Here is a 25,510-nt window from a genome sequence, read left to right on the forward strand (position 1 = left end):
CGATTTCATGGGGCCATCGGCGGATTTCGTGCCATGCTCCCAGCCCTACGACCCAAGGAGACGATGATGGCGACTGAGAAACCACGCGGTGGCCGCGAAGCGAAGAAGCCGAAGAAGCCCGTCGTCAAGACGATCGCCGCTGCCCCCTCCACCAAGGGCACCGTAAGCATCGGCGCCAAGAAGTAAGACCCACAGCCCCGTCAGGCCGGCTATACGCCGCCTGGCGTGGCTTTCGGGCCGGGATCTGGCTAGGTTCGGCCAAGTTCGAGCAGTACGATTTCCGGCGGCACCCCGATACGGATCGGGACGCGGCTCACGCCGAACCCGCCGGACACGATCATGTGTCGTCCCTCATCGACCACATGGCCGTAGGAAAGGTCCTTGCCACGCACGAAGGGTACGAGCGGCGAGGCACCGAAAAACCGGATCTGGCCACCATGGGTATGGCCGGCCAGGGTCAGGGAGACACGCTCGGGCACACGGGGGAAGATGTAGGGCTCGTGCGCCATCAGGATGACCGGCGCATCGTCCGTGACCTGCACCAGCGTGCCGGGGAGATCGTCCCGTCCTCGGCGATCGCCGCGCAGTAGGAACGGCTCCTGGTCCCCAAGCCCTGCGATCCAGAACGGATAGCCATCCTTTTCCAGCCGCAGAGCGATGTTCTCCATGACCGGGATGCCGCGAGCTTCCAGCACGCGCTGAGATTCGACCGGCCCACGCCGCGTCGTTTGGACGATTGTGTCGTCCCACCAATCGTGATTTCCAAGGATAGCGTAGACGCCGAGCGGCGCCCGCAGGCCGTCCACGACGTGGGCGAACTCGACCAGCGGCACCTTCCGTGTCGTCACGCTGGGACCGGATGGATAATCGCCGAGCAGCAGGATGAGATCGGGTTCGAGCCGGTTCGTCGCATCGACGATCTCGGCGATCCGGTCGAGCGGCATGGTCGGCTCGCCGACATGGAAATCGGCGAGGACAGCGACTTTCAGGCTCAACCCATGCGTCCAGCCAGGCAGAACCGGAGCGTATCGCGTCACGACGAGACGGTGGCGCGGCTCGATCACGAAGCCATAGGCGCCCGCCGAGGCCACCAGGGCCGTGCTCGCACCGATCCCGGTTAGGAGCTGCCGTCTTGTCGGCAGAATCAGCATGTCATCGTCCCCGGCGGCAGAGTCGATGCGGATCCATCGTCCCGGGGCGTCTACACATCCAGCGCAGCCAAGTTCCGATGGTTCGACGTCGGTGACCAAGCCCGTGAAGGCTTGGTCGCAATGTTTGGCCGGACGACGTTCGTCTTAAGAAAGATTGGCCTCAGACGAGGGGCGCATCCTCGTGCTGGAAGCGGGAGAGCTGCCGACGAGCGGCAATCTTCCGGGCCGCCTCTTTGGCAGCGGATGCAGAGACGTGAACCGCTGCGGCGAGGGCGGGCAGTGCCACGGGGCGGAAACCTTCGCGATCGGTTACCAGACCGGACGCACGGGGCGTCGACGAAATGGCTGCGCGCTGGTTCTGTTCGGGGCGGGACATGGGAACGGGTCCTGTTTCACGGTGTCGGAACGCCACCAGATCCTCGTTTGTCTGGTTGGCGATCACGCCGGTCTCTCGGGCACCCTCAAGAGGTTCGACCCGGACCGACGCTGTGCGGCACGAGATCCATATGCGGCGAAGGATCATGAACGGGAGCTTAAGGCTAGCCAGAGATGAGCAGGATAGAGTTGTCCAACATCGTCGCTGAGTGACTTTCGACACAGTCAAGGAATAGTGGAAATATAAAAAATTCAATTCCGCAGTGCAATCTAATCTCGCTCGCACTGCGCAAGATCTAGACTTTTCTGTGGCGAAGCCGCCCTATACCACGGGCCTCAGACCTTCCGACGCGATCCAGGCCTCGGTTCGATCCAGGGCACGGGCGAGGCGGTCGAATAACGTGTCGATCTCCTCGTGCGAGATGACCAGGGGAGGGCAGACCGCCACCCGGTCACCGGCGAGGAATCGCACGATCAGGCCCTCGGCCTGCGCGAACGCGACGCAGCGGGCCGCGACGCCGGCCTTCGGCTCGTACTGACGCTTGGATGCCTTGTCGGCGACGATCTCCAGCCCACCGATGAGACCGATGCCTCGCGCCTCGCCGACGATGGGGTGGTCGGCCAAGGCCGAGAGCCGGGCCTGGAAATGAGGGGCCTTCTCGGCAACGCCTTCGACGATGCGGTCGCGTTTGTAGATTTCGATGGTCTTCAGAGCGACGGCGCAGGCGACGGGGTGACCGGAATAGGTGGTGCCGTGGCCGAACGTGCCGAGCTTGGCGCTTTGCGTCACCAGCGCCTTGTAGAGCGGCTCGTCGATGCTGATGCCGCCGAGCGGCATGTAGCCCGAGGTCACCGCCTTGGCGAAAGACAGGCTGTCGGGGCGCATCCCCAGGGCTTCGGAACCAAACCAGGTGCCGAGCCGGCCGAAGCCGCAGATCACCTCGTCGGCGATGAAGCGCACGTCGTAGCGGTCGAGCACGGCCTGGATCTTGGTGAAATAACCGGCGGGCGGGGCGATGGCGCCCCCCGCTCCCATCACCGGCTCGGCCACGAAGGCCGCGACGGTATCCGGCCCCTCGCGCAGGATCAGGGCTTCGAGTTCGTCGGCGAGGCGCTGCGAGAACGCCTCCTCGGTCTCACCGGCCTCGGCGAAACGATAGTGGTGCGGGCATCCCACATGCAGGAACCCCGGCAGCGGCAGGTCCCAATCGGCATGGTTGGCGGTGAGGCCGGTCATGGAGGCGGTGGCGACCGTGACGCCGTGGTAGCCCTTGATCCGCGAAATGATCTTCTTCTTGGCCGGGCGGCCCAGCGCATTGTTGAGATACCAGGTCAGCTTCACCTGGGTGTCGTTGGCCTCCGACCCGGACGAGGTGAAGAAGATCTTCGAGGTCGGGATCGGCATCAGCTCCTTGAGCGTCTCCGCGAGCTCGATCGCCGGATCGTGGCTACGGCCCGAGAACAGATGGGTGAAGGGCAGGCGCGACATTTGCTCGCTCGCCGCTTCCACCAATTCCTCGTTCGAATAGCCGAGCGCCGTGCACCAGAGTCCGGCCATACCTTCGAGATAGGGCCGACCGTCGCTGTCATAGACCCAGACACCGTGGCCGCGCTCCAGCACCAGCGGGCCGGTCTCGCGAAAGGTGGAAAGGTTGGTGTAGGGATGGATCAGCGTTTCGACGTCGCGGGTCGCGAGGTTCGAGAGCATGGGCCTGCCGTTACCTGTGGAAGCGGGCCGGTTCGGCCCCGTGTTCATGCGATGACACACTAGCGACCCGGACCGTCGGTAGAAACCCGTCCGCACAACGCATCGCCGCCCCGTCTTCCGCACCGATTGTCCCGCGCATGCTCGATCCCGCTACTTTCGTGGCCCATCCGGCGCCAGGCCGCGTTTGCGGAACCTGCACCCTGTGCTGCAAGGTCTACGATGTTCCCGCCGTGGAGAGCGTCGCCGGCCAATGGTGCCGGCACACCAAGCAGGGCAGGGGCTGCGCCATCCATCCGACGCGGCCGGACCATTGCCGCGCCTTCCATTGCCTCTGGATGACCGAAGCCTGGCTCGGCGCCGAGTGGAAGCCGGAGAAGGCCAAGATGGTGCTCGCGCTCGATCCGGTGACGAAGAACATGAACGTACAGGTCGATCCCGGCCAACCGAACGCGTGGCGGCGCGAGCCGTATTACGGGCAGCTGCGGCGCTGGGCCGCCGCATCGCTGGCGCAGGACCGCCTCGTCCTCGTCCATCTCAACAAATCCACCACCGTCATCCTGCCGGACCGTGACGTAGCCTTGGGGGTGTTCGAGCCCGGCGACAGGATCGTGCGGCGAGATCGCGCCGGAACCTTCGAAGTCGAGAAGGTGGGAGCCAGCGCGTGAGCGCGACGCGTCCACGCCGTCTCGCCGGCATCCTGTTCGACAAGGACGGCACGCTCATCGATTTCGACCGGACCTGGGGGCCAGCGGCCCATGCGGTCATGGATTGCCTGTCCGGGGGCGACCGTACCCGCTTGGAAGACCTGATGGCGGTGAGCCATTACATCGAGGAGGAGCGACGCTTCCTGCCGACCTCGCCCCTCATCGCCGGCTCGTCCGCCGCCTATGGGCCGCTTTGGGCGAAAGTTCTCGGCCGGCCTGCCGGACCTGATCTCTATGGAGAGATGGACCGGCTGTTTCGCCGCGAAGGGCTGGCGCATCTATGCCCGATCGGTGATCCGGCCGGGATGGCACGCTATCTCGTCGGTGCCGGCTACGCGCTCGGCATCGCCACCAACGATGCCGAAGCCTCGGCGCGGGCGCAGGCTGATGCCCTCGGCCTCACACCCCATCTCTCCTACGTCGCGGGCTACGATTCCGGGCATGGGTCCAAGCCGGAACCCGGCATGGTCAGCGCCTTCGCCGCGAATCTCGCCGTCGCCCCGAGCCGCATCGCCATGATCGGCGATTCGCCTTACGACCTCGTCGCCGGGCGCGCAGCCGGTGCCGTGACCGTCGCCGTACTGAGCGGGCCCATGGGTGAGGCAGCCCGCGAGATCATGACGCCGCTCGCCGACCATGTGGTCGCCTCGATCCGCGATCTCGCCGACTTACTCGCCAGGATCGCCGATCAGGAACGAGCGAGTGCAGACGGGTCGCAACCTGGACGGTAAGTGAGGCCTTCACCGATCCGGCCGTCCCGGATGGAAGGGGAATATTTACCCGGAAACGTCACATCTGCGCGTGTCGCTTCCCGACGACAGGCCCGGCCTATCCGGCCACTTCGGCGATGGCGGCAAGACGCCGTCTTTCGCCGGAGATTTCACCAGCCTGAAGACCGGCTGGGTCGAGGGGGCGATCGAAGCGGGCCTGCGAGCGGCCCGGCAGATCGACCCGCTGGTCCAGGCGGAAGGCCGCCCGGTGATCCGTCAGAGGCTCTGACGCAGGGACACCGAAGTAACTCAGCCGCTGGAATCGGCGCGGGCGACGTCGCGCCATTTCAACACGAGCTGCTCGAAAGCCGCGATATCGTCCGGAGGCAGCGTCCCGAGGGTACGGGCGACATAGGCTTTCTGCGCGGAAATCCCACGGGCTGCGATCTCCGTACCCGCCGGGGTGAGGTGGAGCGCATGCGAGCGCCGGTCACCCGGGATGGCGTGGCGCTCGACGAAACCGGCCTGGACGAGGCGGTCGATGAGGCCCGAGACATTGCCCTTGGTGACGTAGAGCCGCGCGGCGAGATCCTGCTGTGTCAGCCCCTCGCGTTCGGTGAGGGTCGAGAGGACGTCGAATTGCGGAATGGAGAGCCCGAGGCCGCGCAGCTCGGTCGCCATCGCGGCGGTCACCCTCCGGTTGAGGCGGATGAAGCGGAACCAGACCCGCAGCGGGTCGTCCGATCGAGCATCGGTCACGGGATTTTCGGTCGCTGCGGTAAAGTTCATGTCGACGCCGCTATAGCAGAAGCAGGCGGCATCGAAAGCACGACGTAACTCGCGGGTGGCGTCGCCATGCGAGGCCCGGTAAAGCTCATCGCTCAGGCGCGCGGGCACGACCTCCCTGCGGCGCGGCGATCTCCCGGACAGCGATTTCATCCGTATCATGCGTCGTTCGCTTATCGAGGAGCCCATCACCCGCGCCGGTCCGCTCTCGCGCGGAACGGCGATCCTGTCGGTCCTCGTCACCCTGTTCGCCCTCGTTCTGGTGCGTGATCCGCGGGCGGAAGAAGGGCCCGCGCTGGTCACGCTCGGGTCCGGCCTATTCCTGGCGGTCCTGGCGATCGGCTTTGCCCTCTTCGCCTTCGTCCGGGTGTGGCGCGAGGGTGCGCGCGGTTTGGGCGGAGCGATCGCGGGTCTCTTCCTCGCGGTGATACTCCTCGGATATCCGGGCTTCGTCGGGCTGCGCAGCCTGCGCCTTCCCGCCATCACCGACGTCACCACCGATACCGAGAACCCACCTGCCTTCTCGCGCTCGCATGCCGCCTTCGCTGCCCGCGAAGGGCATTATCCTCCCGATCCCGGGCCGGAAGCGCGAACGGCACAGCGCGCCACCTATCTGCAGGTCGCCCCACTTACCCTCGACCTCGACGCCAACGCCGCGTTCGAGCTGGCTCGCAAAGCAGCGGTGAACCGTAAATGGCAGATCGTCGAGGCGATCCGCCCCGGTGGCAGGATCGGCAATGGCCGGATCGAGGCTGTGACGCGCGGCCTCATCCTCAACCTCGCCAGCGACATCACGGTGAGAGTGCGACCGCGGGCGGACGGAGCCCGGATCGACGTGCGTTCGGCGTCCCGCATCGGCGACCGCGATTTCGGCGCCAATGCCGACACCATCCGGGCCTATCTCGACGAGGTCGCGAACCTCGCCATCGCCGTCAAGTGAGTGGTCAGGCCGGCGCGTAGACACCTTCCAGCCTGGCCGGACCATCGGTGACGATGAGCCCGCGCTCAACCAGGTCTTCCAGATGGGCGAAGACGGACAAAGCCGCGGCGCCCTGCAGGGCCGGGCTCAGGCCCTGATAGATCGTGCCGACGATGGAGCGGATGTCGCGGTCGCCCGCCTCGATCCGGCTGCGGATCGCATTTTCGCGCTGGCGCCGATGGGCGGCGAGGCCCCGGACGAAGCGCCGCGGATCGCGCACCGGACCGCCATGGCCGGGCCAATAGATCGTCTCGTCACGTCCGCGCAAAGCCTCGAGCGACGCCATGTAGGCACGCATCGATCCATCGGGTGGCGCTACGATGGTGGTGGACCACGCCATGACGTGGTCGCCCGAGAACAAGGTCGCTTCCTCCGGTAGGGCGAAGGCGAGATGGTTCATGGTGTGGCCGGGCGTTTCGACCGCCTGAAGCGTCCAGCCCGGCCCCTCGAGCGTGTCGCCCTCTCCCATCTGACGGTCGGGTCGGTGGTCCCGGTCGGCGCTGGCGTCGAGATGCGGAAACTCGCCCTCCGCCAGATCCCTCGCGGCGCGATGGGGCCCGCAACCGACGATGGGCGCACCCGTCTCCGCTTGCAGCAGGCGCGCGCCGGGGGAGTGGTCGCGATGGGTATGGGTGACGACGATGGCAGTGAGCCGCTCCCCGGCGATGGAGGCGATCAGAGCCGCTACGTGACCGGAATCGACCGGACCTGGATCGATGATCGCGACCTCGCCCCGTCCGACGATGTAGCTGCAGGTGCCGCTGGACGTGAACGGGCTGGCATTGGGACAGATCCGCCGGCGTACCAACGGCGAGAGGCTCACCGTCTCGCCGTTTGCCGGCGCGGCGCCGTCGAAACGCGGATCCGTTCCTGCCTCGCCGTCGTCACTGGTCTTGGTCATGCGGCACCCGGAACGATCACACTCTCGTCCGGCCCTACGCCATAGCGGACCGAGCCACAACGCACCCCGAGCCGTGCCCAAGGCCGGTCTCAGCGCGTGAAAGGCGAGGACACCACAACGCGGACGTCGGCGAAGCCCTCCGCACGGTCCTGTCCTCGCTGGACTTCACCGAAGCCGCCTGTCCCCGCCGTGGTACCCATCTGGGCCAGCCGGACGCGGGGCGCGCGGTCAAACGTCCGCCCGGCCTGCCGAGTATCCCCACCGGAGGCGCGGGCATCCGCCTCGCGCCGGACGACGTCGATCTTGCGATCGATCAGGTGACGCTCATGGCGGGACAGGATGCCCGCCTCGCGGAAATCCACCATCGTGTAGCCACCAGGCCGCGTGGAGACCACCACACGGGCGCTCGATGGGGTTGCGACCACGTCGCCCACCTGCGCAGTCAGGTCGCGTTCGATCGGCAGCGGCGTCGCCGCCCCGCCTTCGGGCTGGCAGGAGCATTGGTCGACGAGCTTCCTGCGGTAGAGATGGGCGACCTTGAGAGCTCGGTAGGGCTGCCCGTCGAGGCTGACGGCCCGGTCCAGTTCGTTCTGCCGGGCGCCGAGCGTGTATAGGCTGGTTGCCGCGTTGGGGCAGGCCGCCGCACAAGCTGCCTCGTGGAGAGGAATGTCGGCGCGTGAGGCCAGCCGCCCGAGCGGGAACAGGTAGCCGTCACAAGCCCGGACGCAGACCGTACGCGCCCCGAGCGCCGAGGCGACCAGGCCAGCCGATGACGAGCGGCTCTTCCGATCAGCGGATGGCCGGTCGAGGCGCACCAGGCGAGGCGTGTGGCGAGGCGGGGCGAGCCTCGTGATACGGTTGGTATCGGGCAGGGACGCATAGCGCGGACGCGCCGGGCGCGGCACGGGAACGGGTTCCGGCCGGATCCTTACGGCCGGTCCGAGGAAGATGTCCTCGAAGAAGCTGAAGATACCCCCCTGCTCGGAGGCCCGAACGAGGCTCGATCCGGCGACGACACCGCCGATGCCGAGGATCAAGCCCGCCATAAGAGGGCCGACGACTCGCTGACGCGGCGCAATGGCCGTCCTCGCGACATGTGGGTATGCGACCCGCATCGCTTCCTCATCCTTCAGTAACCATCCGGTAGGACGTGCGTCCTGCCTAGGCTTGAGGAGAAGGGCTTCGCAACGGGGCAGACCACCGAGCCGCGTGAAACCTTTGGTTGAGTTGACACCTCCCAGGTCGCGAGAAGACGTCCCGCGGCATGGCGTTTTGAGCACGCCATGAACACACGCTGTCACACCGGTGGAGACGGAGAAGCCCCCTCTATCTTAGCCTTTGTTTTCCATTATAGCCGATGCTATATGCCTTGCAGGGTGCAGTGCGGCATTCGTGATTCGGCTCATCGGAAAACGCGGTATGGACAGGCTCAACGAGGATCGGGCGTGGCGCTTCAGCCGCGACACGCAGGAACAGCCGAGCCTCGGTCGCATGAACGGCAGCGTACCGGTTCTAGCGAACGGGAGCTGGCTGCGACGCCTGCTGGCCTTCCTGGGCCCCGGCTACATGATCTCCGTCGGCTACATGGATCCGGGAAATTGGGCCACCGACATCGCGGGTGGTTCGCAGTTCGGCTACACGCTTTTGGCCGTCATCCTGCTTTCCAACTTGATGGCGATCGTGCTGCAGGCCCTCTCGGCCCGTCTCGGCATCGCCACCGGCCGCGACCTCGCCCAGGCCTGCCGTGATCATTATCCACGGCCCGTCAGCTTCGTCCTATGGATCGCCTGCGAAGCCGCCATCGTCGCCTGCGACCTGGCCGAAGTCATCGGCACTGCCATCGCCCTCAAGCTGCTGTTCGGCATTCCTCTCGTCATCGGCGCGATCATCACCGCCCTGGACGTCTTTCTGATCCTGCTCCTGATGCGCCGCGGGTTTCGCGCCCTCGAGGCGTTCGTCATCGCGCTGTTACTGGTGATCTTCGTATGCTTCGGCATACAGATCGCCCTAGCCGCGCCTCCGGTCCAGGCGGTGCTCGCGGGCTTCATCCCCTCGTCGCAGATCGTCACCAATCCGGCCGCGCTCTACATCGCCATCGGCATCATTGGCGCGACCGTAATGCCACATAATCTCTACCTGCACTCGTCCATCGTACAGACGCGAGCCTATCCGCGTACCGAGGAGGGGCGTCGCGGCGCACTGAGGTTCGCGGTGACGGATTCGACCATCGCGCTGATGCTGGCGCTCTTCGTCAATGCCGCGATCCTGATCATGGCCGCCTCGGTGTTTCATGCCACCGGGCGAACGGACGTGCAGGAGATCGAGCAGGCTTATGAGCTGCTGTCGCCGTTGCTGGGGGCTGGCATCGCCTCCACCTTGTTCGCCGTGGCGCTGCTCGCTTCGGGGCTCAACTCCACCGTCACCGCGACGCTGGCCGGCCAGATCATCATGGAAGGCTTCCTGCGCCTGCGGATTCCCGATTGGGCCCGGCGCCTGATCACACGTGGCATCGCTATCGTGCCGGTCGTGATCGTGACGGGACTCTACGGGGAAGACGGCACGGCCCGGTTGCTGGTGCTGAGCCAAGTCGTTCTGTCGATGCAATTGCCCTTCGCCGTCATCCCCCTGGTCCGCTTCGTATCGGACAAGCAGAAGATGGGTGCGCTCGTCATTCCCGCTTGGCTGAAAATCCTCGCCTGGGTGATCGCCGCGATCATCGTGGTCCTCAACGTCAAGCTTCTGGTGGATACCGTCAGCGGCGCCTGAACCAAGTCAGTCATCGCCGGTCTTCCCGAGGGAAGGGCGGAGTACAGCGTTTCCGACCGTTACCGACCGGGCCGCCCAGCGGGCCCGGACGCAAGAACTTTATCTAAGAACATAGCATAGGCTATACTATCGAGGTCAGGCGTCGATGATCAGCAGAAGGGCTTTTCGGAGGTGGCGGGTGGGATTGGCGGGCGCTTTCGCAGTGAACCTCACTTACCCGATCGCCTCGCCCGCTTGGTCGGAACCCTCGGCGACAGGAGCCCTTGACGATCGCCCGGCGCAGTCCGCCGCTCTGGAGGACGACAGACCGCCCTCGATCCAATCCTCACTCGGTGCATTCGGCGATCCCGGCGGCTTCCGCCGAATGCTGGCGCCGCGCGGCATCACCTACAACCTACTTTATACGAACGAGGTTCTGGGCAACATCAGCGGCGGGGTGAGGCAAGGGCCGATCCATGCCGGTAAGTTCGAGGCGGCGATCAGCGTCGATCTCGACCGGTTTGCCGGTTGGAGGGGCTGGAGTGCGTTCGCCAACGTCTTCCAGATCCACGACACGGGCGGCCTGCGTGATCGCAGTTTTCATCGCCTGATCACGGTAAGCAATATCGAAGCCTATCCCTCGACACGCCTTTCAGAGCTCTGGCTGGAGCATGCCTCGGAGGACCAGCTCTTCAACTTTCGGATGGGGCAACTCGTGGCGGATGGCGAGTTCTTCGCCTCCGACACCGGAAAAATCTTCCTGAGCAACGATTGGCCGACCATCACCGGAGCGAACCTACCAAGTGGCGGCCCTGCCTATCCCCTATCGACTCCCGGACTGCGGCTGAGCTGGACGCCCAACGCCTCAATGAGCGGGCTTATTGCGGTGTTCAACGGCGACCCCGGCGATCAGGCCAGCGTCAACCGGACCGGATTGAATTTTCGCCTGAACGATCCGCCGCTGCTGATGGGCGAGATCCAGCTTCGCGCAGTACCCGGCCCGAGCGGGCTCACTAGGAGCCTGAAGCTCGGAGGATATCAGCATTTCGGGCGTTTCGACGATTACCGCTACGACCGGAGCGGGCTTTCCCTGGCGAGCATCCATAGCAGCGGATCACCGCGCCGACATAGTGGAACGAGTGGCGCCTATGCGGTGATCGACGCGCAACTCTACCGACCGGAGGGCGCTGATCAGGCCGACGGCGTGGCCGTTTATGCCCGCCTATCCGGCAGCCCGTCGGACCGGAACCTCATCGGCCTTTGGGCGGATGGCGGCATCGTTTTCTCTGGGATGGTGCCCGGCCGGCCGGAAGACACCTTCGGCCTCAGCTTCATCTACGCGCGTATCGGCGACCATGCCCAGCGCTACGATCGGGATCGATTGTCTTTCGACACTGACTTCCACCCGGTCCGCAGCTACGAAGCCTCTATCGAACTGACGTATCAAGCAGTGGTGGTGCCCGGTTGGACGATCCAACCGGATATCCAGGTCGTCATCAATCCCGGCGGGGGTATCGCAGACCCCACGCGCCCGAACCAACGGGTCAAAGGTGGCGTGGTGCTCGGACTACGCTCCACACTCACCTATTGAGCGCACTGTATCAGCGCCGCTCGTTGCGACGGACGCGGACCGGTACGGGCTGAGGAGCGGGCGACCCATTTTCGATCGCCTCTACGACTCCGCGAGCGGCCGCAGCGACCGCATCGAGAAGGCGTCGTGCAAGGGATGCGGCCAGCGACTCTCTCATCAGAATGTATCCGTGTTCGGGAACAGGTGACGAACGCTACATCGGACACCGGGTTCCACATCAGCGTCAACCACTATGTGGGTCGTCACTCCCGAAACCGACAAGAGTCTCGCCGATATGACGCATGCGAGCAGTGCGCTGGGCAAGGGATCGTCTCGGCGCAATCCGGGCCAGGACGATGTTCGGATATTTTCCAGGGTGCGTCGGCGTGTCTGTCTGCGCTTCCGCGACCCGCTGGTTTCGCCTCGGTAACCAATCGTGACCGCTTTGTGTCAAAGTCAGGAACCGGTCGGATAACTTGGCGTTATTGATGTCATGAGGTCGCGGCACAGGTCGCACCAGCTTCACAAGGATCGAGACCATGCTTGGTTGGGCTGTAACATTTCTCGTCGTGGCCCTCGTGGCCGCTCTGCTTGGTTTTGGTGGTATTGCCGGCACCGCGATGGAAGCCGCAAAGCTCGTCTTCTTTGTCGCTATCGTTCTGTTCGCCATCTCGGCCGTCATTGGCCTGATGCGCGGCCGCTCGCCGACACTCTGACGATTGGACGTGTCGGTGCAGTCAGACCGACAACCCAGACACCAAGAAAGCCGCCGGATTGCTTCGGCGGCTTTTCTACAGAGCGAAGACCGTCACACACTCCACCCGTGCCGGTGCACACTTTAGCGCTGAGGCAGGTGGGCTAGATTATTTCTCATCGAAGGGCTGACCGGAGGCATCGTCCATCCGGGCGATCAGATCTCGAAAGCGATCCGGAACGGGTTGCTGGACAATCGTGTCGTACATGGCCCGCAGATGCATGCCGATCCGTTTCTGGGTGAGGTCACTCAGGCTGTGAGTTTCGGGGCTATGTAGTTTCGGCTCACGTTCTAGCTCAAATCGCGTCTCCGCCAGGGAGATGCGGACCGTTTCGTCCTCGTCCATTCGGTTATCCCCTTGATGCCACGCGGTGGCATCGCCGCGATTGTTTTGCGGCTTGACATAAGTCATGGCTGCACCTGCAACGCAGCGCGATACAAACGGTTCCGGGCTCGCGGAACACAGCCCATCGAACCGCGTTATGGCGGTGGCGACCATAAAGAACGGCAGTGCCAAGGGGATCTAATGTCGACAGCTCAACTCGTCGTGCAACATCTGCCGTATCTGCGCCGCTACGCGCGGGCACTGACCGGCAGCCAGGTCGCCGGCGATGCCTATGTGGCCGCCACGCTGGAAACGCTCGTCAACGAGCCGGACACGCTCGGACGCAGCACCAACGTCAAGGCGGACCTTTTCCGAGTCTACACCCGCATCTGGAATTCCCTCTCGGTCAACGGCCAGAGCGATCAGGTTCAGCATGATCTACCGGCCGAAGTTCGGCTGGGGCAGATCACCCCGCTGCCGCGCCAGGCGTTCCTGCTGTCGTGCCTCGAAGGCTTCTCCGAAGAGGACGCTGCGGTAATCCTCGAAGTCGACGTGACACAGGTGCGTGACCTCGTCGACGAAGCGGGACGCGAACTGGCGGCCGACATGGCCACGGAAATCCTCATCATCGAGGACGAGCCGCTCATTGCCATGGACTTGGAAGCCCTGGTCGAAGGGCTCGGCCACAACGTCATCGGCGTCGCCCGGACACGGACCGAAGCGATCAAGATCGCATCAGAGGGATCGCGTCCTGGTTTGATCCTCGCGGACATTCAGCTTGCCGATGGCTCTTCGGGGCTCGACGCGGTGAACGATCTGTTGAAGACGTTCGAGGTGCCGGTGATCTTCATCACCGCCTATCCCGAGCGCTTCCTCACCGGCGAGCGGCCCGAGCCCGCCTTCCTGATCGCCAAGCCGTTCCAGCCCGCCAACGTTTCGGCGGTGATCAGCCAAGCTCTGTTCTTCCAGCAGAGCGCCCGTCGCCGCGAGAAGACCGCCTGATCGTCCGACAGTCACAGACATCACCGGTGAATCAGAAAGCCCCGATCCTCCATCGGGGCTTTTCCGTTTTCGCTCGGTCAACCGATCAATAAAAACGGGCCGGACGAATGTCCGACCCGTGAAAAGTTTCCGGCCAATGCACAAGGGGAATGCGGGGGGAGGACCAGGCGGCCGGGTGATTTGGTAACGAACATGATGCAACAGGGTTCCAAAAAATGCGGCTTCGGCCATTTTGGCCACGCGCGTGGTTTTCCCGCCACGCGCCTTAACGGGAGGTACCCTGGTCCCGGAAGAATGTTTGCAACAACGAGCCCGTCGTTTACTGGCCGTAAAGTTTTTAGACCAGTCAAGGAACTCGCGACGATCAGGTCGCGTTATCCAGCATCCTGTCAAGCTCCGCTTGGAGATTACGACAATGCTTCGGTCTGGATTGATCCTGAGTGTCGGTGGACCGGCTGCCCTCCTGACGATGCTTGTCTTGCCGGTCGTTCAGCGCGAAGCAGACCGCTGGTCGCATCCCGCTGCGACGAACCAGCAGGCCCCCGCGAGCTTGACGCCGGCCATCATTCACTCACCGGCGCAGATCGGTGGAAGCGACATCGCCGTGCTCCATGTGACGACGGCGATCTCGAATGAGCGCAGGGCACCGGCGTTCTCGTCGGACCAGGATATCGTCTCGACGGAAAAGCCCGTGCTGAAGCCTCGCAGAACCATGAGGGATGGCTGTGAGGGAGCAATCAGCTCTTTGGCCGGCCCCGAAGCACGCCGCATGATCCCAGGCCGCTGCATCGCATAAGCAACAGACCGACACTGAACTTCGAGACCCGCAAGCCCTTCGTTGATGACGGAGGGCTTTTTACTGTTGCACCTTATAGTACGAACGAACTGAATATTCGGCCGCCTCAAACAAGAAAGGCGCGCACCGGATCTCGGTACGCGCCTTGTCTCTTCCAACAAATGGAGTTTAGTCTTCGCCGGACCGGCCGGGTGTGGTCGACTGACCGCCCTTGCGTCCCGCGGACGAAGCAAGCTCGCGATCCTGAGAAAACGATCGCTTTTCCGCCGGAACACTCCGTCCACCTTTGCTCGCGATCTCGCGTTGCCGCTCCAGATCCATCGATGCAAAACCTCGCTTTGAGGTAGAATTTCCTGATGCCATCAGCGCCTCCTCAGCATGTGGTTCTCGAAGATGACAACCTTCGCCAATATCGATGGTTCCTCGGCCAACCTTGCTGAAGACAAATGCCTGCCGCCATTTAATCCATGCCGGCTGGTCATTGCGAGAAAGCGCCTGGATACCGCGACAACCCGCCTCAGATGCAACGAATCATCGACGGTGACGTATGTCAGCGCGCGAGGCCGCCCCTCTTCGCCGTGAGAATGCGCGGGGCTGGACAATGCCTGGGCAAACCGCATGGATGTGCGGGATGAAGGCGCCCATCGGTCGGCGTCTTCCAGCGGAGCGCTCAGAATGGTCGTCCCATCATGACCCTCGACACCGAGGTCTCGTCACTCCGACAGGTGCCGCTCTTTCGCGGGGTAGAACCGTCCCGCCTGAAGCTCCTGGCCTTCACCAGTGAGCGGGTGCATTTCGAAGCGGGGCAACAGCTCTTCGCCCGCGGCGATGTGGCGGATGCCGCGTATCTCATTCTCGACGGTTCAGCCGCCGTCACCATCGACGGGCCGTTCGGCCCATTCCGGCTCGCCCTTCTCGGGTCGAACGCGTTGGTCGGCGAAATGGGCATCCTGGCCGACCAGCCGCGCTCCGCCACCGTGCAGGCCGACACAGCGATCACCGCCTTGCGGATCGACAGGACGGTGTTCCTCGAATTGCTGGCTCAGTTTCCGCAAATCAGCATCGCGGTGATGCGTGAACTCGCGCTGCGTCTCGAACATACGAACCAGCAGCTGGCGGAACGGCGCAGCTGAGGCGGCACCGTCAATCCGTCGGATAGGTGATGAATTCCATCAACGAACCATCGGGGTCGCGAAAATAAACGCTGATCCCCGTGCCGGCGGCGCCATTGCGCTCGATAGGACCGAGTTCGACCGGGACGCCCTTCGCCGCGAGATGCGTGAGCGCGTCGTCGATGGACCCCGACCACCGAAAGCAAAGATCACTGCCGCCCGGCATCACCGGACGTTCGGCCAGCGGAGTCGGCGACAGGCCGGGGCCGTGGACGTTCAATTGAACGCCGCCGAACCGATAGGCGAAGCCCTTCCCGCGAGCGATCACCTCCGCGCCCAGCACGTCGCGATAGAACGCAGTCGAGCGCTCCCAATCGGAGACGTGGATGACGCAATGGTCGAGATGAATCGCCGGTGCGAGGTCGGCGAGGGGCTCGTCGACCTCGGTCGTGGTGAAGGTTTGCGTATCGGCCATCGCGTCGTCTCGGTTTCCGGCGGCCCTGCCGCATCGGGGTCGAGCATGCCCCGCCCGGCCCGGCGGAGCAACGCAGCTTGCCTCACCGCATCGACCAGACTCAACCTGAGATAAAGTTATCGAGCTCGAGAAGGGCAACTCAACCGGGAACACCACTCGATGGGATGGGAGCCCTAACCGAAAGTTCGGTTTCAGGGCGCACTCGAGATCGCGATGCTTGTCGTCCGCATGTACGGCGCCCCGGAGACCATCGTTCGTCACGATATCAACGCAACGTGAAGATGGGACAGCGGCCCAGCCTTCGACATTCCGTAGCTACGCAGCCTCGTCCTCGGTAGGCGGGCCGATAGCGATGGGATCAGCCTCACGGTCGATGTCGCGAAACACCCGAACCTGCGGGCCGGGCTCGGAACGACATTCCCAGTGATCAGGCCTTCCTGCCGGCACACAGCTTGAGACGAGCGAGCGGGACGGAAAACGGCTCGGCGTCAGCGTGCCGAACGATCAAGATCAGCTGAGCCAGACGAGCTGAATCCGCGAGCACTGCCTCTCGTAAAGCGGAGATGGCGGGCATGTTCCCTCCTGCTGCGACGTGAAAGACACAACATCGTCGGCCATCGGACGGTAGTCATGAGGGCAATGATCCGCCCGACGACCACTTTCGTGGAGCCCTCGATGCATATCCGCCGTGTCCTTCTCAGCCTGCTCGTCATCGCTCCATTGGCCGCATGCAATTCTCGTGGGCCCATGACCGTGGCGCAGGATGACGAGGCCGCCTGGTATACGGGTTCGATGCCGGATAAGCCCTACGACGTGCCGCTGGTGGATACGTCGCGGCTCGATCCGAAATATCGTCGGCAGGTCGTTCGCTATACCGGGGCGGAAAAGCCGGGCACCATCGTCGTCGACATCGACAACCGCCAGCTCGCCCTGGTGCAGGAGGACGGCACGGCCCAGCAATACGGCATCGGCGTCGGAAAGCTCGGCTTCTCCTGGAAAGGCGAAGCGAAGGTCGGACGAAAGGGCGTGTGGCCGGATTGGAGCCCCACCACCACGATGGTCTCCCTCAACCCCGACCTGCCAAGGACCCGCAAGGGCGGGGTGGACAATCCGCTGGGGGCCCGCGCCCTCTATCTCTACCAGAACAATCGGGACATCCTGTTCCGCATCCATGGCACCAACGAACCCTGGAGCATCGGTGAGCAGATGTCTTCCGGCTGCGTCCGCATGCTGAACGAGGACATCGTCGATCTGTTCGAGCGCGTCCCCGTCGGCACGCGGGTGCTGGTCAAGCGCAACGGAAAATATCGCGCCTGAATGCCAAGCCAAGCCGTCGGCATGGCGGGTTCGACCCACGTTCCTGGAGTTTTGGAATGCGGTTTCGTGCGAATGACGGGTGATGTTCACCGGGTCATTCGATGATGCCGCCCGATCCCCGTCGGGGGGCCTCAGCAACCAGCCACGAGCCGACAGATAGACGAATCAGCTTCCCGCTCGTCGAGCATAGGCAGGAAGATGTCTTAACCCTGTGTCATGATCGCATGACAAATCCGGCTGCCCGTTACGCGTGATGACCGGCTAAGGGCCGTTCATCTTGCATTGCAGCATGCAATGGTTCAACGGGGCATCTAGGGGTATGACATCCCCGATTGTTGCAAGCGGATCATTGGCGATGGCGAAGTGGGTCTACTCGTTCGGCGACGGCAAGGCGGAGGGTCAATCCTCCATGCGCAACCTCCTCGGAGGCAAGGGCGCAAACCTCGCCGAGATGTCCAATCTCGGTCTCCCAGTGCCTCCGGGTTTCACCATCACGACTGAAGTCTGCACCTGGTATTACGACAACGATCGTCAGTACCCTGCGGAACTGAAGGCCGAGGTCCAGGCCGCGCTCGATGCTGTCGGAGCTCTTACCGGCCGCGGCTTCGGTGACCCGAAGAACCCGCTTCTCGTCTCGGTCCGCTCCGGTGCTCGCGCTTCCATGCCGGGCATGATGGACACGGTGCTGAATCTCGGCCTGAACGACACCACCGTCGAAGCCTTGGCCGAAGGCTCCGGCGATCCGCGCTTCGCCTACGATTCCTACCGGCGCTTCATCACTATGTACTCGAACGTGGTGCTCGATGTGGAGCACCACGCCTTCGAAGAGGCGCTGGAGCATTACAAGGAGACCAAGGGCTTCAGCCTCGATACCGAACTCGGTGCCGAGGACTGGAAGCACATGATCGGTCTCTACAAGAAGATCGTCCGCGACGAGCACGGCGCCGACTTCCCGCAGGGTGCCGAAGACCAGCTCTGGGGCGCCATCGGCGCGGTGTTCAGCTCGTGGATGATTCCGCGCGCCAAGAAGTACCGCGAGCTCAACGGCATCCCCGAGAGCTGGGGCACGGCTGTCAACGTCCAGGCCATGGTGTTCGGCAATATGGGCGACACCTCGGCTACGGGCGTCGCCTTCACCCGCAACCCCTCCACCGGCGAGCGCGCGCTCTACGGCGAGTTCCTCATCAACGCCCAGGGCGAAGACGTGGTGGCGGGCATCCGCACCCCGCAGGACATCACTGAGAAGGCACGGATCGAGGCCAAGTCCGACAAGCCGTCGATGGAGCGGGCGATGCCCGAATCCTATGCCGAGCTGGTACGGATCTATGGGCTGCTCGAGACCCATTACCGCGACATGCAGGACATGGAGTTCACCATCGAGAGCGGAAAGCTCTGGATGCTCCAGACCCGCAACGGCAAGCGCACCGCCAAGGCGGCTCTGCGCATCGCCGTGGATCTCGCCGCCGAAGGCTTGATCACCGAGGAGGAGGCGATCGGCCGGGTAGAGCCCGCCGCCCTCGACCAGCTGCTCCACCCCACCATCGACCCGAAAGCCGAGCGCAAGATCATCGCGTCCGGCCTGCCGGCATCGCCCGGCGCGGCCACCGGCGAGATCGTGTTCAACTCCGAGGATGCCGAGGCCGCCCGCAAGGCCGAGCGCAAGTGTATTCTCGTGCGGATCGAGACGAGCCCCGAGGACATCCACGGGATGCACGCCTCCGAGGGTATCCTCACCACGCGCGGCGGCATGACCTCGCACGCCGCCGTGGTCGCCCGCGGCATGGGCAAGCCCTGCGTCTCGGGCGTCGGCACGATCCGCGTCGATTACAAGGCCGGCACCCTCACGGTGGCGGGCACGACGCTGAAGGCCGGCGACAAGATCACCATCGACGGCTCCACCGGCCAGGTCCTCCTCGGCGAAGTGAAGATGCTGGAGCCGTCGCTCTCCGGTGAATTCGCGACCCTGATGGGCTGGGCCGACAAGGTCCGCACCATGAAGGTGCGCACCAATGCCGACACGCCCACCGATGCCCGCGCCGCCCGCAACTTCGGGGCCGAGGGTATCGGCCTGTGCCGTACCGAGCACATGTTCTTCGAAGGGGACCGCATCGTCGCCGTTCGCGAGATGATCCTCGCCGACGACGTCGAAGGCCGCCGTTCGGCCCTGGCAAAGATCCTGCCCTATCAGCGCCAGGATTTCGTCGAGCTGTTCACGATCATGTCCGGCCTGCCGGTGACGATCCGCCTACTCGATCCGCCGCTGCACGAGTTCCTGCCGCATACCGATGCGGAAGTGCGGGACGTCGCCAAGAGCACCGGCGTGTCCGAGGAGAAGCTCCGCCGCCGGATGACCGAGCTGCACGAGTTCAACCCGATGCTCGGCTTCCGCGGCTGCCGCCTCGCCATCGCCTTCCCGGAGATCGCGGAGATGCAGGCCCGCGCCATCTTCGAGGCCGCCGTCCAGGCCGCCAAGGAGACGGATGCCCCCGTCACCGCCGAGATCATGGTTCCGCTGGTCTTCACCCAGATGGAGTTCGACATCGTCAAGGCGCGCATCGACGCCATGGCGAAGGCCGTCACCGACGAGACTGGCGCGACGCTGTCCTATCAGGTCGGCACCATGATCGAGTTGCCGCGTGCGGCCCTTCGCGCCGGGGACATCGCCAAGACCGCCGAGTTCTTCTCCTTCGGCACCAACGACCTGACGCAGACCGCGCTCGGCATCTCGCGCGACGACGCCGCGACGTTCCTCGGGGCCTATACCCAGAAGGGCATCCTGTCCGCCGATCCCTTCATCTCGATCGATCAGGAAGGCGTGGGCGAACTCGTTCGCATTGGCGTCGAGCGGGGCAGGGCGGTCCGTCCCGACATCAAGCTCGGCATCTGCGGCGAGCATGGCGGCGATCCGGCCTCGATCCATTTCTGCCAGGAGGTCGGGCTCGATTACGTTTCCTGCTCGCCCTATCGCGTGCCGATCGCGCGCCTCGCTGCGGCCCAGGCAGCCCTCGCGACGCGGGACAAGACTCGCGGCTGAGTGCCGGTCCTTCATGACAGGAAGACCTGAAAGGGCGGCCGATGGCCGCCCTTTTTCGTCGCGCTGCGCCAGGAGAAATGTCGTTGAATAAATCTCCGAAGACCCCTTGAACCGATGTCGCTTCGGCACGTTGAGTGCTAGTGCCAGACCAAAGCGCGACGACGCTCCCGGCTGGGTGGGATGGCTTTGAACGCGCGGGAACGCCAACCATGAGCGACTCGAGCCAACCCCCTGTTTTTCTCTCTGAAACCTCGCATGCCGTGCCGGTACCGCGGGTCGTCCAGCAGGCCTATTTTTGGGTCGTCTCGGCGCTCGGCGGCGTTGCGACCATCGCCCTTCTCGTCTTCGCGGTCGCGACCCAAAGCAATACTGATGCAGAGCGCATCGCCGAAACCAAGGGACGCTCCAGCATCAATGCTCTCGTAGGCGCCCTAGCGGTCACACACGGCCGGCCCGGAAGCCTTTAAGAGACGTGCTGCAGGTTTTCGTGGGGGCCGATCAAGGTCTTCGCGGCACGTGATCCCGCGCGTCATCTTAAGACACTCGCAACCATAACGCCCGATAGTTTGGATCGTACCTTCTGCTCCCCCATGCGCGGCGACAGTGAGGTTAGGTCCTTAACCGGGTTGTTTGGTCGTGAGTACGAAACGCGTTCGCCGCCCTAGCCAACGGCCCTGGTTTCGCGCCTCCATGGTGCCCTGGACCCTCGCCCTCGGCTTCGTCGTCTCCTTCACGGCAAGCGCCGGAACCGACCCTTCCGCCTCCGGTCTGATGGGACAGGGCGTGGCCAGGATCGCCCTGCGGCTCCCCCAAGATACGCCGGGAATCCGCCGCCGTGTCGATGCGAAGGCGACGGAGCGGCTCTACCCGAACCACGAGGCAGGCGCTGGTCAGATTGGGAAAGTGCCCGTCGTCAACGTCAACCTTTCGGGCAGCGATGCGGGAATGCTAGTTCCCGGCTCCGCGATCTGGTCGCCAGACCTGGAGCCGAATTCCGGCTTCACCCTCCCGCCGGAAGCGGCCAGCGACGACGAAGGCGATGAGCCCTCGGACGGTGCCACACCTGCCATCCCGCGCGCCGTCGCCCTGTCGTCGACGACACCGGCCCCGGCTGATGCCACGCCCATCGAAGTCGCGGCGGCGAGCCTGATGATTCCCGGCTTCTCGCCAAGGAAAGACTTTGCACCGGGCATCGCCGACGCCACCCCCGAGGACGCCCGGCATCGCTATGCCGACCTGATCGGCCCCGATTCCATCGATCGGGAACAACGCTGCCTCGCCGAGGCTGTCTATTTCGAAGCCCGGAGCGAGCCCGAGGACGGTCAGGCCGCCGTGGCCCAGGTGGTTCTGAACCGCGTCAAGAGCGGCCTCTACCCGTCGAATGTCTGCGGTGTCGTCTACCAGAACCGGCATCGCTATATGGGCTGCCAGTTCTCCTTCGCCTGCGAAGGCAAATCGCTGCGCATCACCGACGGCCCGTCCTGGCAGAGCGCCAGCCGCATCGCCAGCGCGGTCATCGAGGGGCGGACCTATCTCAGCGAGGTCGGTGGCGCCACGCATTATCACGCCGATTACGTAAAGCCGGGCTGGTCGAGGCGCCTGAAAAAGATGGACGTGATCGGCCGCCACATCTTCTACCAGCTCAAGCGCGGTCAGACCTGAATCCGGTTTAATGCCCCGTGAATCGACATCGCACGCTTTACTTAAGCAGAGTGAAAATTGCGTAGTCTTAAGCCAGGGTTAATTTTACCCTGATCTGCAATACAGCTTGCTCCGAGCGCAACTTGACCGCCTCTAATGCGTCGAGGGGTGTGTGCCGTCATGGGCCGCACGCCAATCACATCGCGTTTTAGAGTCGAGGATTTCATCATGACCGCGCCGGTCGCCCATTTCACGCTGTCCGCCTTCGCCCTTGCCGGCGCCTTGCTCGGTACCTCGATTCTCGCGACATCGGCCCAGGCCGGAGGCTGTGGCGGCGCCGAATGCTACCGTCACGTCACTACGCCGCCCGTCTACGACACCGTCTCCGAGCGCGTGCTCGTTCGCCCGGCGCGGACCGTCTACCGCTCCATTCCCCCGGTGTTCGAGACTGTCGCCGAACAGGTCCAGCTCTCCCCAGGCGGCCGAGTCTGGCAGACACGCAGGGACGCCTACGGCCAGATGATCGGCTGCTGGGTCGACGTTCCGCCGCGCTTCGCAACGCGCCATCGCCGGATTCTGGCCCAGCCCGGCCAGACGATCCCCGAGACGATCCCTGCGGAATATGCCAGCGTCCAGCGCACCGTCCTGGTCTCGCGCGGACGGTCGGGCTGGGTGCCCGCTCATGGAGGTGGCTATCGGAGCGGCTATGCCGGCTCCCCCCGCGCTCCTCTGATCGGCTCCATTCCCGATGCGTTCGGCATCACCGGTGCGAGTTCGGCCGATGTCGGTGTCGGCCTCGGCTTCTCCACCGGCAGCATTTACGACGGTTATTGATCTGATCCGAGGCGACATCGTCTCGGCCTCGGGCGTCTCACCACCCGGGGCCGTCTTGATTCAGGGCGCCCTCGACACAGGTCACCTTCGAGGCGAGAGGAGACCGGCGGATATGGCGACGTTCAAGGCGTGGGTGATCGAAAAGAGCGAAGCGGGACAGAAGCTCCGCTTCACGGATTTCGACGAAGCAGATCTCATGGACGGCGACGTCACCGTGCGGGTCACGCATTCGACCCTCAACTACAAGGACGGATTGGCCATGACCGGCCGTTCGCCCGTCGTGCGACGTTTCCCGATGATCCCCGGCATCGACTTTTCCGGCATCGTGGAGACTTCGGACCATCCCGACTACAAGTCCGGCGACGCCGTGGTGCTCACCGGCTGGGGCGTCGGCGAGAGCCATCTCGGCGCCTATGCGGAGCGAGCGCGGGTGAAGGGCGACTGGCTCGTGCCGTTGCCGGATGGGCTGAAGCCCGAAGAGGCGATGGCGGTGGGGACCGCCGGCTATACCGCCATGCTCTGCGTCATGGCCCTCGATTCCCACGGCCTCACCCCTGCCGACGGCCCCGCCATCGTTACGGGTGCGTCCGGCGGTGTCGGATCGGTGGCCGTGGCGCTGCTAGCCAAGGCTGGATGGCATGTCATCGCCGTGACCGGTCGTTCGGGCGAGGCGGATTACCTGACGTCGCTGGGCGCTGCCGAGATCATGGACCGGAGCGAGCTCGCGAATCCCGGAAAGCCTCTGGCGAAAGAGCGCTGGGCAGCGGGCATCGATGCCGTCGGCTCGACGACGCTCGCCAATCTCCTCGCGTCCACCAAGGCCGACGGTGCTATCGCGGCCTGCGGCCTCGCCGGAGGCATGGACCTGCCGACCTCGGTGGCCCCCTTCATCCTGCGCGGCGTGACACTGTTCGGCATCAACAGTGTCACCACCCCGTTGCCAAAGCGCAGGGAAGCCTGGGCGCGGATCGCGCAGGACCTCGACCGAAGCCTCCTCGCCAAAATGACGAGCACAGTGCCACTCTCGGAGGTGGGGACGCTCGCCGAGGAAATCCTCGAGGGGCGGACGCGTGGCCGTACCGTCGTCACCATCGGGTGACCCGGAGCGGAACCGTTATGCTTGCGGAGCATTCCCGTCTTCATGAGCAGTGCATTTGTCAAAGAGCGTGAAGGCGGAGAAGCGTTTGAGGATCTTCCCGATCGCCCCATCTCGCCCCACACCAATTTCGTCACCCCCCAGGGTCTCGCCCAGATGGAAGCCGAAGTGGCTCGGCTGCAGTCGGAATTTTCCGCGCTGACGCCTGGCGCCAAGGCCGATGAGGCCCGTGTCACCCGTGAGCTCGCCTATTGGACCGCGCGTCTCGGCTCGGCCGAACTCGTCGAGCCGATGGATGGTGAGACGGTCCATTTCGGGTCGACGGTGTCGATCCTGAAAGAGGACGGTGCCAAGCAGAAATTCCGCATCGTTGGCGAAGACGAGGCGGATCCGACCAAGGGCTCGATTTCCTACGTTTCACCGATGGCGAAGGCTCTGACGGGGAAAAGCGTGGGCGATACCGTCGAGGTGAACGGCCACGAGATCGAAATCGAAGCCATTGGGTGAATTAGGAACCGATCCCTTCGATCAATGGCCGCATCGCCGCGATTTCGGTGGCGATGACATCCATGAGCGCTCTGACCCGTGGAGCATGACGCAGTTCGGCGTGGGTCAGAACCCAGAGCGAGGTCGCGAGTTCGGGTTCGTTCTCTGAAAGGCGGAACAGGTTTGGACGAGTATCCGCCTCCCAGCGCGGTAGCGGTCCGATACCGCACCCGGCCTCGATCGCCTCACGCAGGCCCAGCACCGTGTTGATCGAAATGGCGACGTTTCCCGCCGCGATGCGGGACTTCGCGAAGGCGGCGAAGCGTCCGCCTGCCACGGTAGCGCTCGGATAGACCCATGGACTGTCGGCCATAGCGCGACCCACGTAATCCTGTGTCCCGTAGATGGCCCAGTTGCTGGTCGCTAAGCGTCGTCCGACGAGGTTGGGCGGCGGTCGATCACTGGCTCGGATCGCCACATCGGCATCCTTGCAGAGATTGAGCGATTCCTCGGCCAGAACGAGTTCGAGGCGGATACGCGGGTAGCGTCGTCGAAACTCCGCGAAGATCGGCATCAGGACTCCGGTTGCGAGGCCCGCCGGTGCGGTGATGCGCACATCACCGGCAGGCTCCGACGATTGGCCCGCAAGTTCACGGTTGAACTGCGCGACAGTGTCATCCATCCGACAGGCGGCGAGGATCATGGCGCGACCCGCCTCAGTGGGAGCATAGCCCGACCGGTGCCGCTCGAAGAGCCGTGCCTGGATCGACGACTCGATGGCAGAGAGGCGGCGGAACGCAGTCGAATGATTGATGCCGAGATGATCGGCGGCACGGGTCAAGCCACCCTGCTCGGCGATCGCGCGCACGAGGCGGAAATCGTCCCAATCGGCCACGCAGCACCCCATCGAACCGTTGCGACCTTGCATTGACGCAAGACGAATTTTGCAGAGTAGGGCATTTCCGCAAGGCCCGTCCTCACCGATATCGGCCACTGCACAAAGCTGCGT

Annotated in this window: 27 protein-coding genes; 16 read left to right on the plus strand and 11 right to left on the minus strand. The window is 64.3% G+C overall.

What is annotated here, in order from left to right; all coding sequences use genetic code 11:
• Nucleotides 1–248: 248 nt before the first annotated feature.
• From ACYQML_RS12245 to ACYQML_RS12255, 3 genes are all read right to left on the minus strand, one after another.
• Nucleotides 249–1,151 (minus strand): metallophosphoesterase, encoded by a 903-nt coding sequence (locus tag ACYQML_RS12245; protein WP_461232959.1) that lies wholly within the window; start codon nt 1,149–1,151, stop codon nt 249–251.
• Nucleotides 1,152–1,311: 160 nt separating this feature from the next.
• The gene (locus ACYQML_RS12250; protein WP_056453941.1) at nt 1,312–1,527 is read right to left on the minus strand and encodes a hypothetical protein; all 216 of its coding nucleotides are present in this window, start codon (nt 1,525–1,527) and stop codon (nt 1,312–1,314) included.
• Between the two features lie 321 nt (nt 1,528–1,848).
• The gene (locus tag ACYQML_RS12255) at nt 1,849–3,234 is read right to left on the minus strand and encodes an aminotransferase (protein WP_419951497.1); all 1,386 of its coding nucleotides are present in this window, start codon (nt 3,232–3,234) and stop codon (nt 1,849–1,851) included.
• Nucleotides 3,235–3,371: 137 nt separating this feature from the next.
• Here ACYQML_RS12255 and ACYQML_RS12260 point away from each other — a divergent pair, with 137 nt between their 5' ends.
• The 3 genes from ACYQML_RS12260 to ACYQML_RS12270 all read left to right on the plus strand — a co-directional run bounded on the left by ACYQML_RS12260 (nt 3,372) and on the right by ACYQML_RS12270 (nt 4,937).
• Nucleotides 3,372–3,899, plus strand: a complete 528-nt coding sequence (locus ACYQML_RS12260; protein WP_461232961.1) for a hypothetical protein — start codon at nt 3,372–3,374, stop codon at nt 3,897–3,899.
• Nucleotides 3,896–4,669 carry an HAD family hydrolase gene (locus ACYQML_RS12265; RefSeq protein WP_461232962.1) on the plus strand — a complete coding sequence of 258 codons (774 nt, stop codon included), beginning with the start codon at nt 3,896–3,898 and terminating at the stop codon, nt 4,667–4,669. Before ACYQML_RS12260 ends, ACYQML_RS12265 begins: the two co-directional genes overlap by 4 nt.
• A gap of 70 nt (nt 4,670–4,739) precedes the next feature.
• Nucleotides 4,740–4,937 carry an FAD-dependent oxidoreductase gene (locus tag ACYQML_RS12270; RefSeq protein WP_461232963.1) on the plus strand — a complete coding sequence of 66 codons (198 nt, stop codon included), beginning with the start codon at nt 4,740–4,742 and terminating at the stop codon, nt 4,935–4,937.
• Between the two features lie 20 nt (nt 4,938–4,957).
• Here the strand turns inward: ACYQML_RS12270 and ACYQML_RS12275 are convergent, their stop codons facing one another.
• Complete coding sequence (locus ACYQML_RS12275; protein ID WP_461225466.1) at nt 4,958–5,437, minus strand: MarR family winged helix-turn-helix transcriptional regulator; 480 nt, start codon at nt 5,435–5,437, stop codon at nt 4,958–4,960.
• A 157-nt stretch (nt 5,438–5,594) separates the two neighbouring features.
• Between ACYQML_RS12275 and ACYQML_RS12280 the strand changes: the two genes are divergently transcribed.
• Entirely contained in the window at nt 5,595–6,374 is a 780-nt protein-coding gene (locus ACYQML_RS12280; RefSeq protein ID WP_056430118.1) for a DUF1499 domain-containing protein, read from the plus strand.
• 4 nt (nt 6,375–6,378) lie between these two features.
• Here the strand turns inward: ACYQML_RS12280 and ACYQML_RS12285 are convergent, their stop codons facing one another.
• Both ACYQML_RS12285 and ACYQML_RS12290 read right to left on the minus strand, forming a co-directional pair.
• On the minus strand, nt 6,379–7,314 hold the full coding sequence (locus tag ACYQML_RS12285; protein ID WP_461232964.1) for an MBL fold metallo-hydrolase: 936 nt from the start codon (nt 7,312–7,314) through the stop codon (nt 6,379–6,381).
• Nucleotides 7,315–7,403: 89 nt separating this feature from the next.
• On the minus strand, nt 7,404–8,360 hold the full coding sequence (locus tag ACYQML_RS12290) for a DUF2865 domain-containing protein (protein ID WP_461232965.1): 957 nt from the start codon (nt 8,358–8,360) through the stop codon (nt 7,404–7,406).
• A gap of 373 nt (nt 8,361–8,733) precedes the next feature.
• On the opposite strand from ACYQML_RS12290, the gene ACYQML_RS12295 reads away from it, so the two are divergent.
• The 3 genes from ACYQML_RS12295 to ACYQML_RS12305 all read left to right on the plus strand — a co-directional run bounded on the left by ACYQML_RS12295 (nt 8,734) and on the right by ACYQML_RS12305 (nt 12,345).
• Complete coding sequence (locus ACYQML_RS12295) at nt 8,734–10,080, plus strand: Nramp family divalent metal transporter (RefSeq protein WP_428406026.1); 1,347 nt, start codon at nt 8,734–8,736, stop codon at nt 10,078–10,080.
• Nucleotides 10,081–10,282: 202 nt separating this feature from the next.
• Entirely contained in the window at nt 10,283–11,650 is a 1,368-nt protein-coding gene (locus tag ACYQML_RS12300) for a carbohydrate porin (RefSeq protein ID WP_461232966.1), read from the plus strand.
• 518 nt (nt 11,651–12,168) lie between these two features.
• Nucleotides 12,169–12,345 (plus strand): DUF1328 domain-containing protein, encoded by a 177-nt coding sequence (locus ACYQML_RS12305; protein ID WP_003599466.1) that lies wholly within the window; start codon nt 12,169–12,171, stop codon nt 12,343–12,345.
• 147 nt (nt 12,346–12,492) lie between these two features.
• On the opposite strand, the gene ACYQML_RS12310 is transcribed toward ACYQML_RS12305, so the two are convergent.
• A complete protein-coding gene (locus tag ACYQML_RS12310; RefSeq protein WP_461232967.1) occupies nt 12,493–12,729 on the minus strand; it encodes a NepR family anti-sigma factor in 237 nt (78 codons plus the stop codon).
• A gap of 180 nt (nt 12,730–12,909) precedes the next feature.
• Here ACYQML_RS12310 and ACYQML_RS12315 point away from each other — a divergent pair, with 180 nt between their 5' ends.
• A complete protein-coding gene (locus ACYQML_RS12315; protein WP_056430130.1) occupies nt 12,910–13,710 on the plus strand; it encodes a response regulator in 801 nt (266 codons plus the stop codon).
• Nucleotides 13,711–14,277: 567 nt separating this feature from the next.
• On the opposite strand, the gene ACYQML_RS12320 is transcribed toward ACYQML_RS12315, so the two are convergent.
• Nucleotides 14,278–14,424 carry a hypothetical protein gene (locus ACYQML_RS12320; protein WP_461232968.1) on the minus strand — a complete coding sequence of 49 codons (147 nt, stop codon included), beginning with the start codon at nt 14,422–14,424 and terminating at the stop codon, nt 14,278–14,280.
• 250 nt (nt 14,425–14,674) lie between these two features.
• Nucleotides 14,675–14,869 carry a con-10 family general stress protein gene (locus ACYQML_RS12325; protein ID WP_082470393.1) on the minus strand — a complete coding sequence of 65 codons (195 nt, stop codon included), beginning with the start codon at nt 14,867–14,869 and terminating at the stop codon, nt 14,675–14,677.
• Nucleotides 14,870–15,195: 326 nt separating this feature from the next.
• Between ACYQML_RS12325 and ACYQML_RS12330 the strand changes: the two genes are divergently transcribed.
• A complete protein-coding gene (locus ACYQML_RS12330; RefSeq protein ID WP_207410685.1) occupies nt 15,196–15,639 on the plus strand; it encodes a cyclic nucleotide-binding domain-containing protein in 444 nt (147 codons plus the stop codon).
• 10 nt (nt 15,640–15,649) lie between these two features.
• On the opposite strand, the gene ACYQML_RS12335 is transcribed toward ACYQML_RS12330, so the two are convergent.
• The gene (locus ACYQML_RS12335) at nt 15,650–16,093 is read right to left on the minus strand and encodes a VOC family protein (RefSeq protein ID WP_461232969.1); all 444 of its coding nucleotides are present in this window, start codon (nt 16,091–16,093) and stop codon (nt 15,650–15,652) included.
• Between the two features lie 639 nt (nt 16,094–16,732).
• On the opposite strand from ACYQML_RS12335, the gene ACYQML_RS12340 reads away from it, so the two are divergent.
• The 7 genes from ACYQML_RS12340 (at nt 16,733) to greA (ending at nt 24,522) form a co-directional block, all read left to right on the plus strand.
• Nucleotides 16,733–17,410, plus strand: coding sequence for a L,D-transpeptidase (locus ACYQML_RS12340; protein ID WP_056430145.1), 678 nt, complete (start codon nt 16,733–16,735; stop codon nt 17,408–17,410).
• Between the two features lie 355 nt (nt 17,411–17,765).
• Nucleotides 17,766–20,444, plus strand: a complete 2,679-nt coding sequence (gene ppdK, locus ACYQML_RS12345) for a pyruvate, phosphate dikinase (RefSeq protein ID WP_461232970.1) — start codon at nt 17,766–17,768, stop codon at nt 20,442–20,444.
• A gap of 209 nt (nt 20,445–20,653) precedes the next feature.
• Entirely contained in the window at nt 20,654–20,911 is a 258-nt protein-coding gene (locus ACYQML_RS12350; protein WP_419951486.1) for a hypothetical protein, read from the plus strand.
• A 169-nt stretch (nt 20,912–21,080) separates the two neighbouring features.
• Nucleotides 21,081–22,106, plus strand: a complete 1,026-nt coding sequence (locus ACYQML_RS12355) for a cell wall hydrolase (protein ID WP_461232971.1) — start codon at nt 21,081–21,083, stop codon at nt 22,104–22,106.
• A 207-nt stretch (nt 22,107–22,313) separates the two neighbouring features.
• The gene (locus tag ACYQML_RS12360) at nt 22,314–22,919 is read left to right on the plus strand and encodes a hypothetical protein (protein ID WP_056430154.1); all 606 of its coding nucleotides are present in this window, start codon (nt 22,314–22,316) and stop codon (nt 22,917–22,919) included.
• A 112-nt stretch (nt 22,920–23,031) separates the two neighbouring features.
• On the plus strand, nt 23,032–24,018 hold the full coding sequence (acuI, locus tag ACYQML_RS12365; protein WP_461232972.1) for an acrylyl-CoA reductase (NADPH): 987 nt from the start codon (nt 23,032–23,034) through the stop codon (nt 24,016–24,018).
• 42 nt (nt 24,019–24,060) lie between these two features.
• Nucleotides 24,061–24,522, plus strand: a complete 462-nt coding sequence (gene greA, locus ACYQML_RS12370; RefSeq protein ID WP_207410677.1) for a transcription elongation factor GreA — start codon at nt 24,061–24,063, stop codon at nt 24,520–24,522.
• A 1-nt stretch (nt 24,523) separates the two neighbouring features.
• On the opposite strand, the gene ACYQML_RS12375 is transcribed toward greA, so the two are convergent.
• Nucleotides 24,524–25,396, minus strand: coding sequence for a LysR family transcriptional regulator (locus ACYQML_RS12375; RefSeq protein ID WP_461232973.1), 873 nt, complete (start codon nt 25,394–25,396; stop codon nt 24,524–24,526).
• Between the last annotated feature and the right edge of the window lie 114 nt (nt 25,397–25,510).

Source organism: Methylobacterium sp. CM6244, assembly GCF_054817885.1.

Bases quoted from the DNA above. Each gene is read 5' to 3' on its own strand.
- ACYQML_RS12325 (WP_082470393.1), bottom strand. From the start codon at position 14,869: ATGGCATCAGGAAATTCTACCTCAAAGCGAGGTTTTGCATCGATGGAT.
- acuI (WP_461232972.1), top strand. From the start codon at position 23,032: ATGGCGACGTTCAAGGCGTGGGTGATCGAAAAGAGCGAAGCGGGACAG.
- ACYQML_RS12360 (WP_056430154.1), top strand. From the start codon at position 22,314: ATGACCGCGCCGGTCGCCCATTTCACGCTGTCCGCCTTCGCCCTTGCC.
- ACYQML_RS12275 (WP_461225466.1), bottom strand. From the start codon at position 5,437: ATGAACTTTACCGCAGCGACCGAAAATCCCGTGACCGATGCTCGATCG.
- ACYQML_RS12335 (WP_461232969.1), bottom strand. From the start codon at position 16,093: ATGGCCGATACGCAAACCTTCACCACGACCGAGGTCGACGAGCCCCTC.
- ACYQML_RS12305 (WP_003599466.1), top strand. From the start codon at position 12,169: ATGCTTGGTTGGGCTGTAACATTTCTCGTCGTGGCCCTCGTGGCCGCT.
- ACYQML_RS12260 (WP_461232961.1), top strand. From the start codon at position 3,372: ATGCTCGATCCCGCTACTTTCGTGGCCCATCCGGCGCCAGGCCGCGTT.
- ACYQML_RS12250 (WP_056453941.1), bottom strand. From the start codon at position 1,527: ATGTCCCGCCCCGAACAGAACCAGCGCGCAGCCATTTCGTCGACGCCC.
- ACYQML_RS12280 (WP_056430118.1), top strand. From the start codon at position 5,595: ATGCGTCGTTCGCTTATCGAGGAGCCCATCACCCGCGCCGGTCCGCTC.
- ACYQML_RS12245 (WP_461232959.1), bottom strand. From the start codon at position 1,151: ATGCTGATTCTGCCGACAAGACGGCAGCTCCTAACCGGGATCGGTGCG.
- ACYQML_RS12340 (WP_056430145.1), top strand. From the start codon at position 16,733: ATGATCCGCCCGACGACCACTTTCGTGGAGCCCTCGATGCATATCCGC.
- ACYQML_RS12320 (WP_461232968.1), bottom strand. From the start codon at position 14,424: ATGGTTCTGCGAGGCTTCAGCACGGGCTTTTCCGTCGAGACGATATCC.
- ACYQML_RS12310 (WP_461232967.1), bottom strand. From the start codon at position 12,729: ATGGACGAGGACGAAACGGTCCGCATCTCCCTGGCGGAGACGCGATTT.
- ACYQML_RS12315 (WP_056430130.1), top strand. From the start codon at position 12,910: ATGTCGACAGCTCAACTCGTCGTGCAACATCTGCCGTATCTGCGCCGC.
- greA (WP_207410677.1), top strand. From the start codon at position 24,061: ATGAGCAGTGCATTTGTCAAAGAGCGTGAAGGCGGAGAAGCGTTTGAG.
- ppdK (WP_461232970.1), top strand. From the start codon at position 17,766: ATGGCGAAGTGGGTCTACTCGTTCGGCGACGGCAAGGCGGAGGGTCAA.
- ACYQML_RS12295 (WP_428406026.1), top strand. From the start codon at position 8,734: ATGGACAGGCTCAACGAGGATCGGGCGTGGCGCTTCAGCCGCGACACG.
- ACYQML_RS12330 (WP_207410685.1), top strand. From the start codon at position 15,196: ATGACCCTCGACACCGAGGTCTCGTCACTCCGACAGGTGCCGCTCTTT.
- ACYQML_RS12350 (WP_419951486.1), top strand. From the start codon at position 20,654: ATGAGCGACTCGAGCCAACCCCCTGTTTTTCTCTCTGAAACCTCGCAT.
- ACYQML_RS12285 (WP_461232964.1), bottom strand. From the start codon at position 7,314: ATGACCAAGACCAGTGACGACGGCGAGGCAGGAACGGATCCGCGTTTC.
- ACYQML_RS12290 (WP_461232965.1), bottom strand. From the start codon at position 8,360: ATGGCGGGCTTGATCCTCGGCATCGGCGGTGTCGTCGCCGGATCGAGC.
- ACYQML_RS12255 (WP_419951497.1), bottom strand. From the start codon at position 3,234: ATGCTCTCGAACCTCGCGACCCGCGACGTCGAAACGCTGATCCATCCC.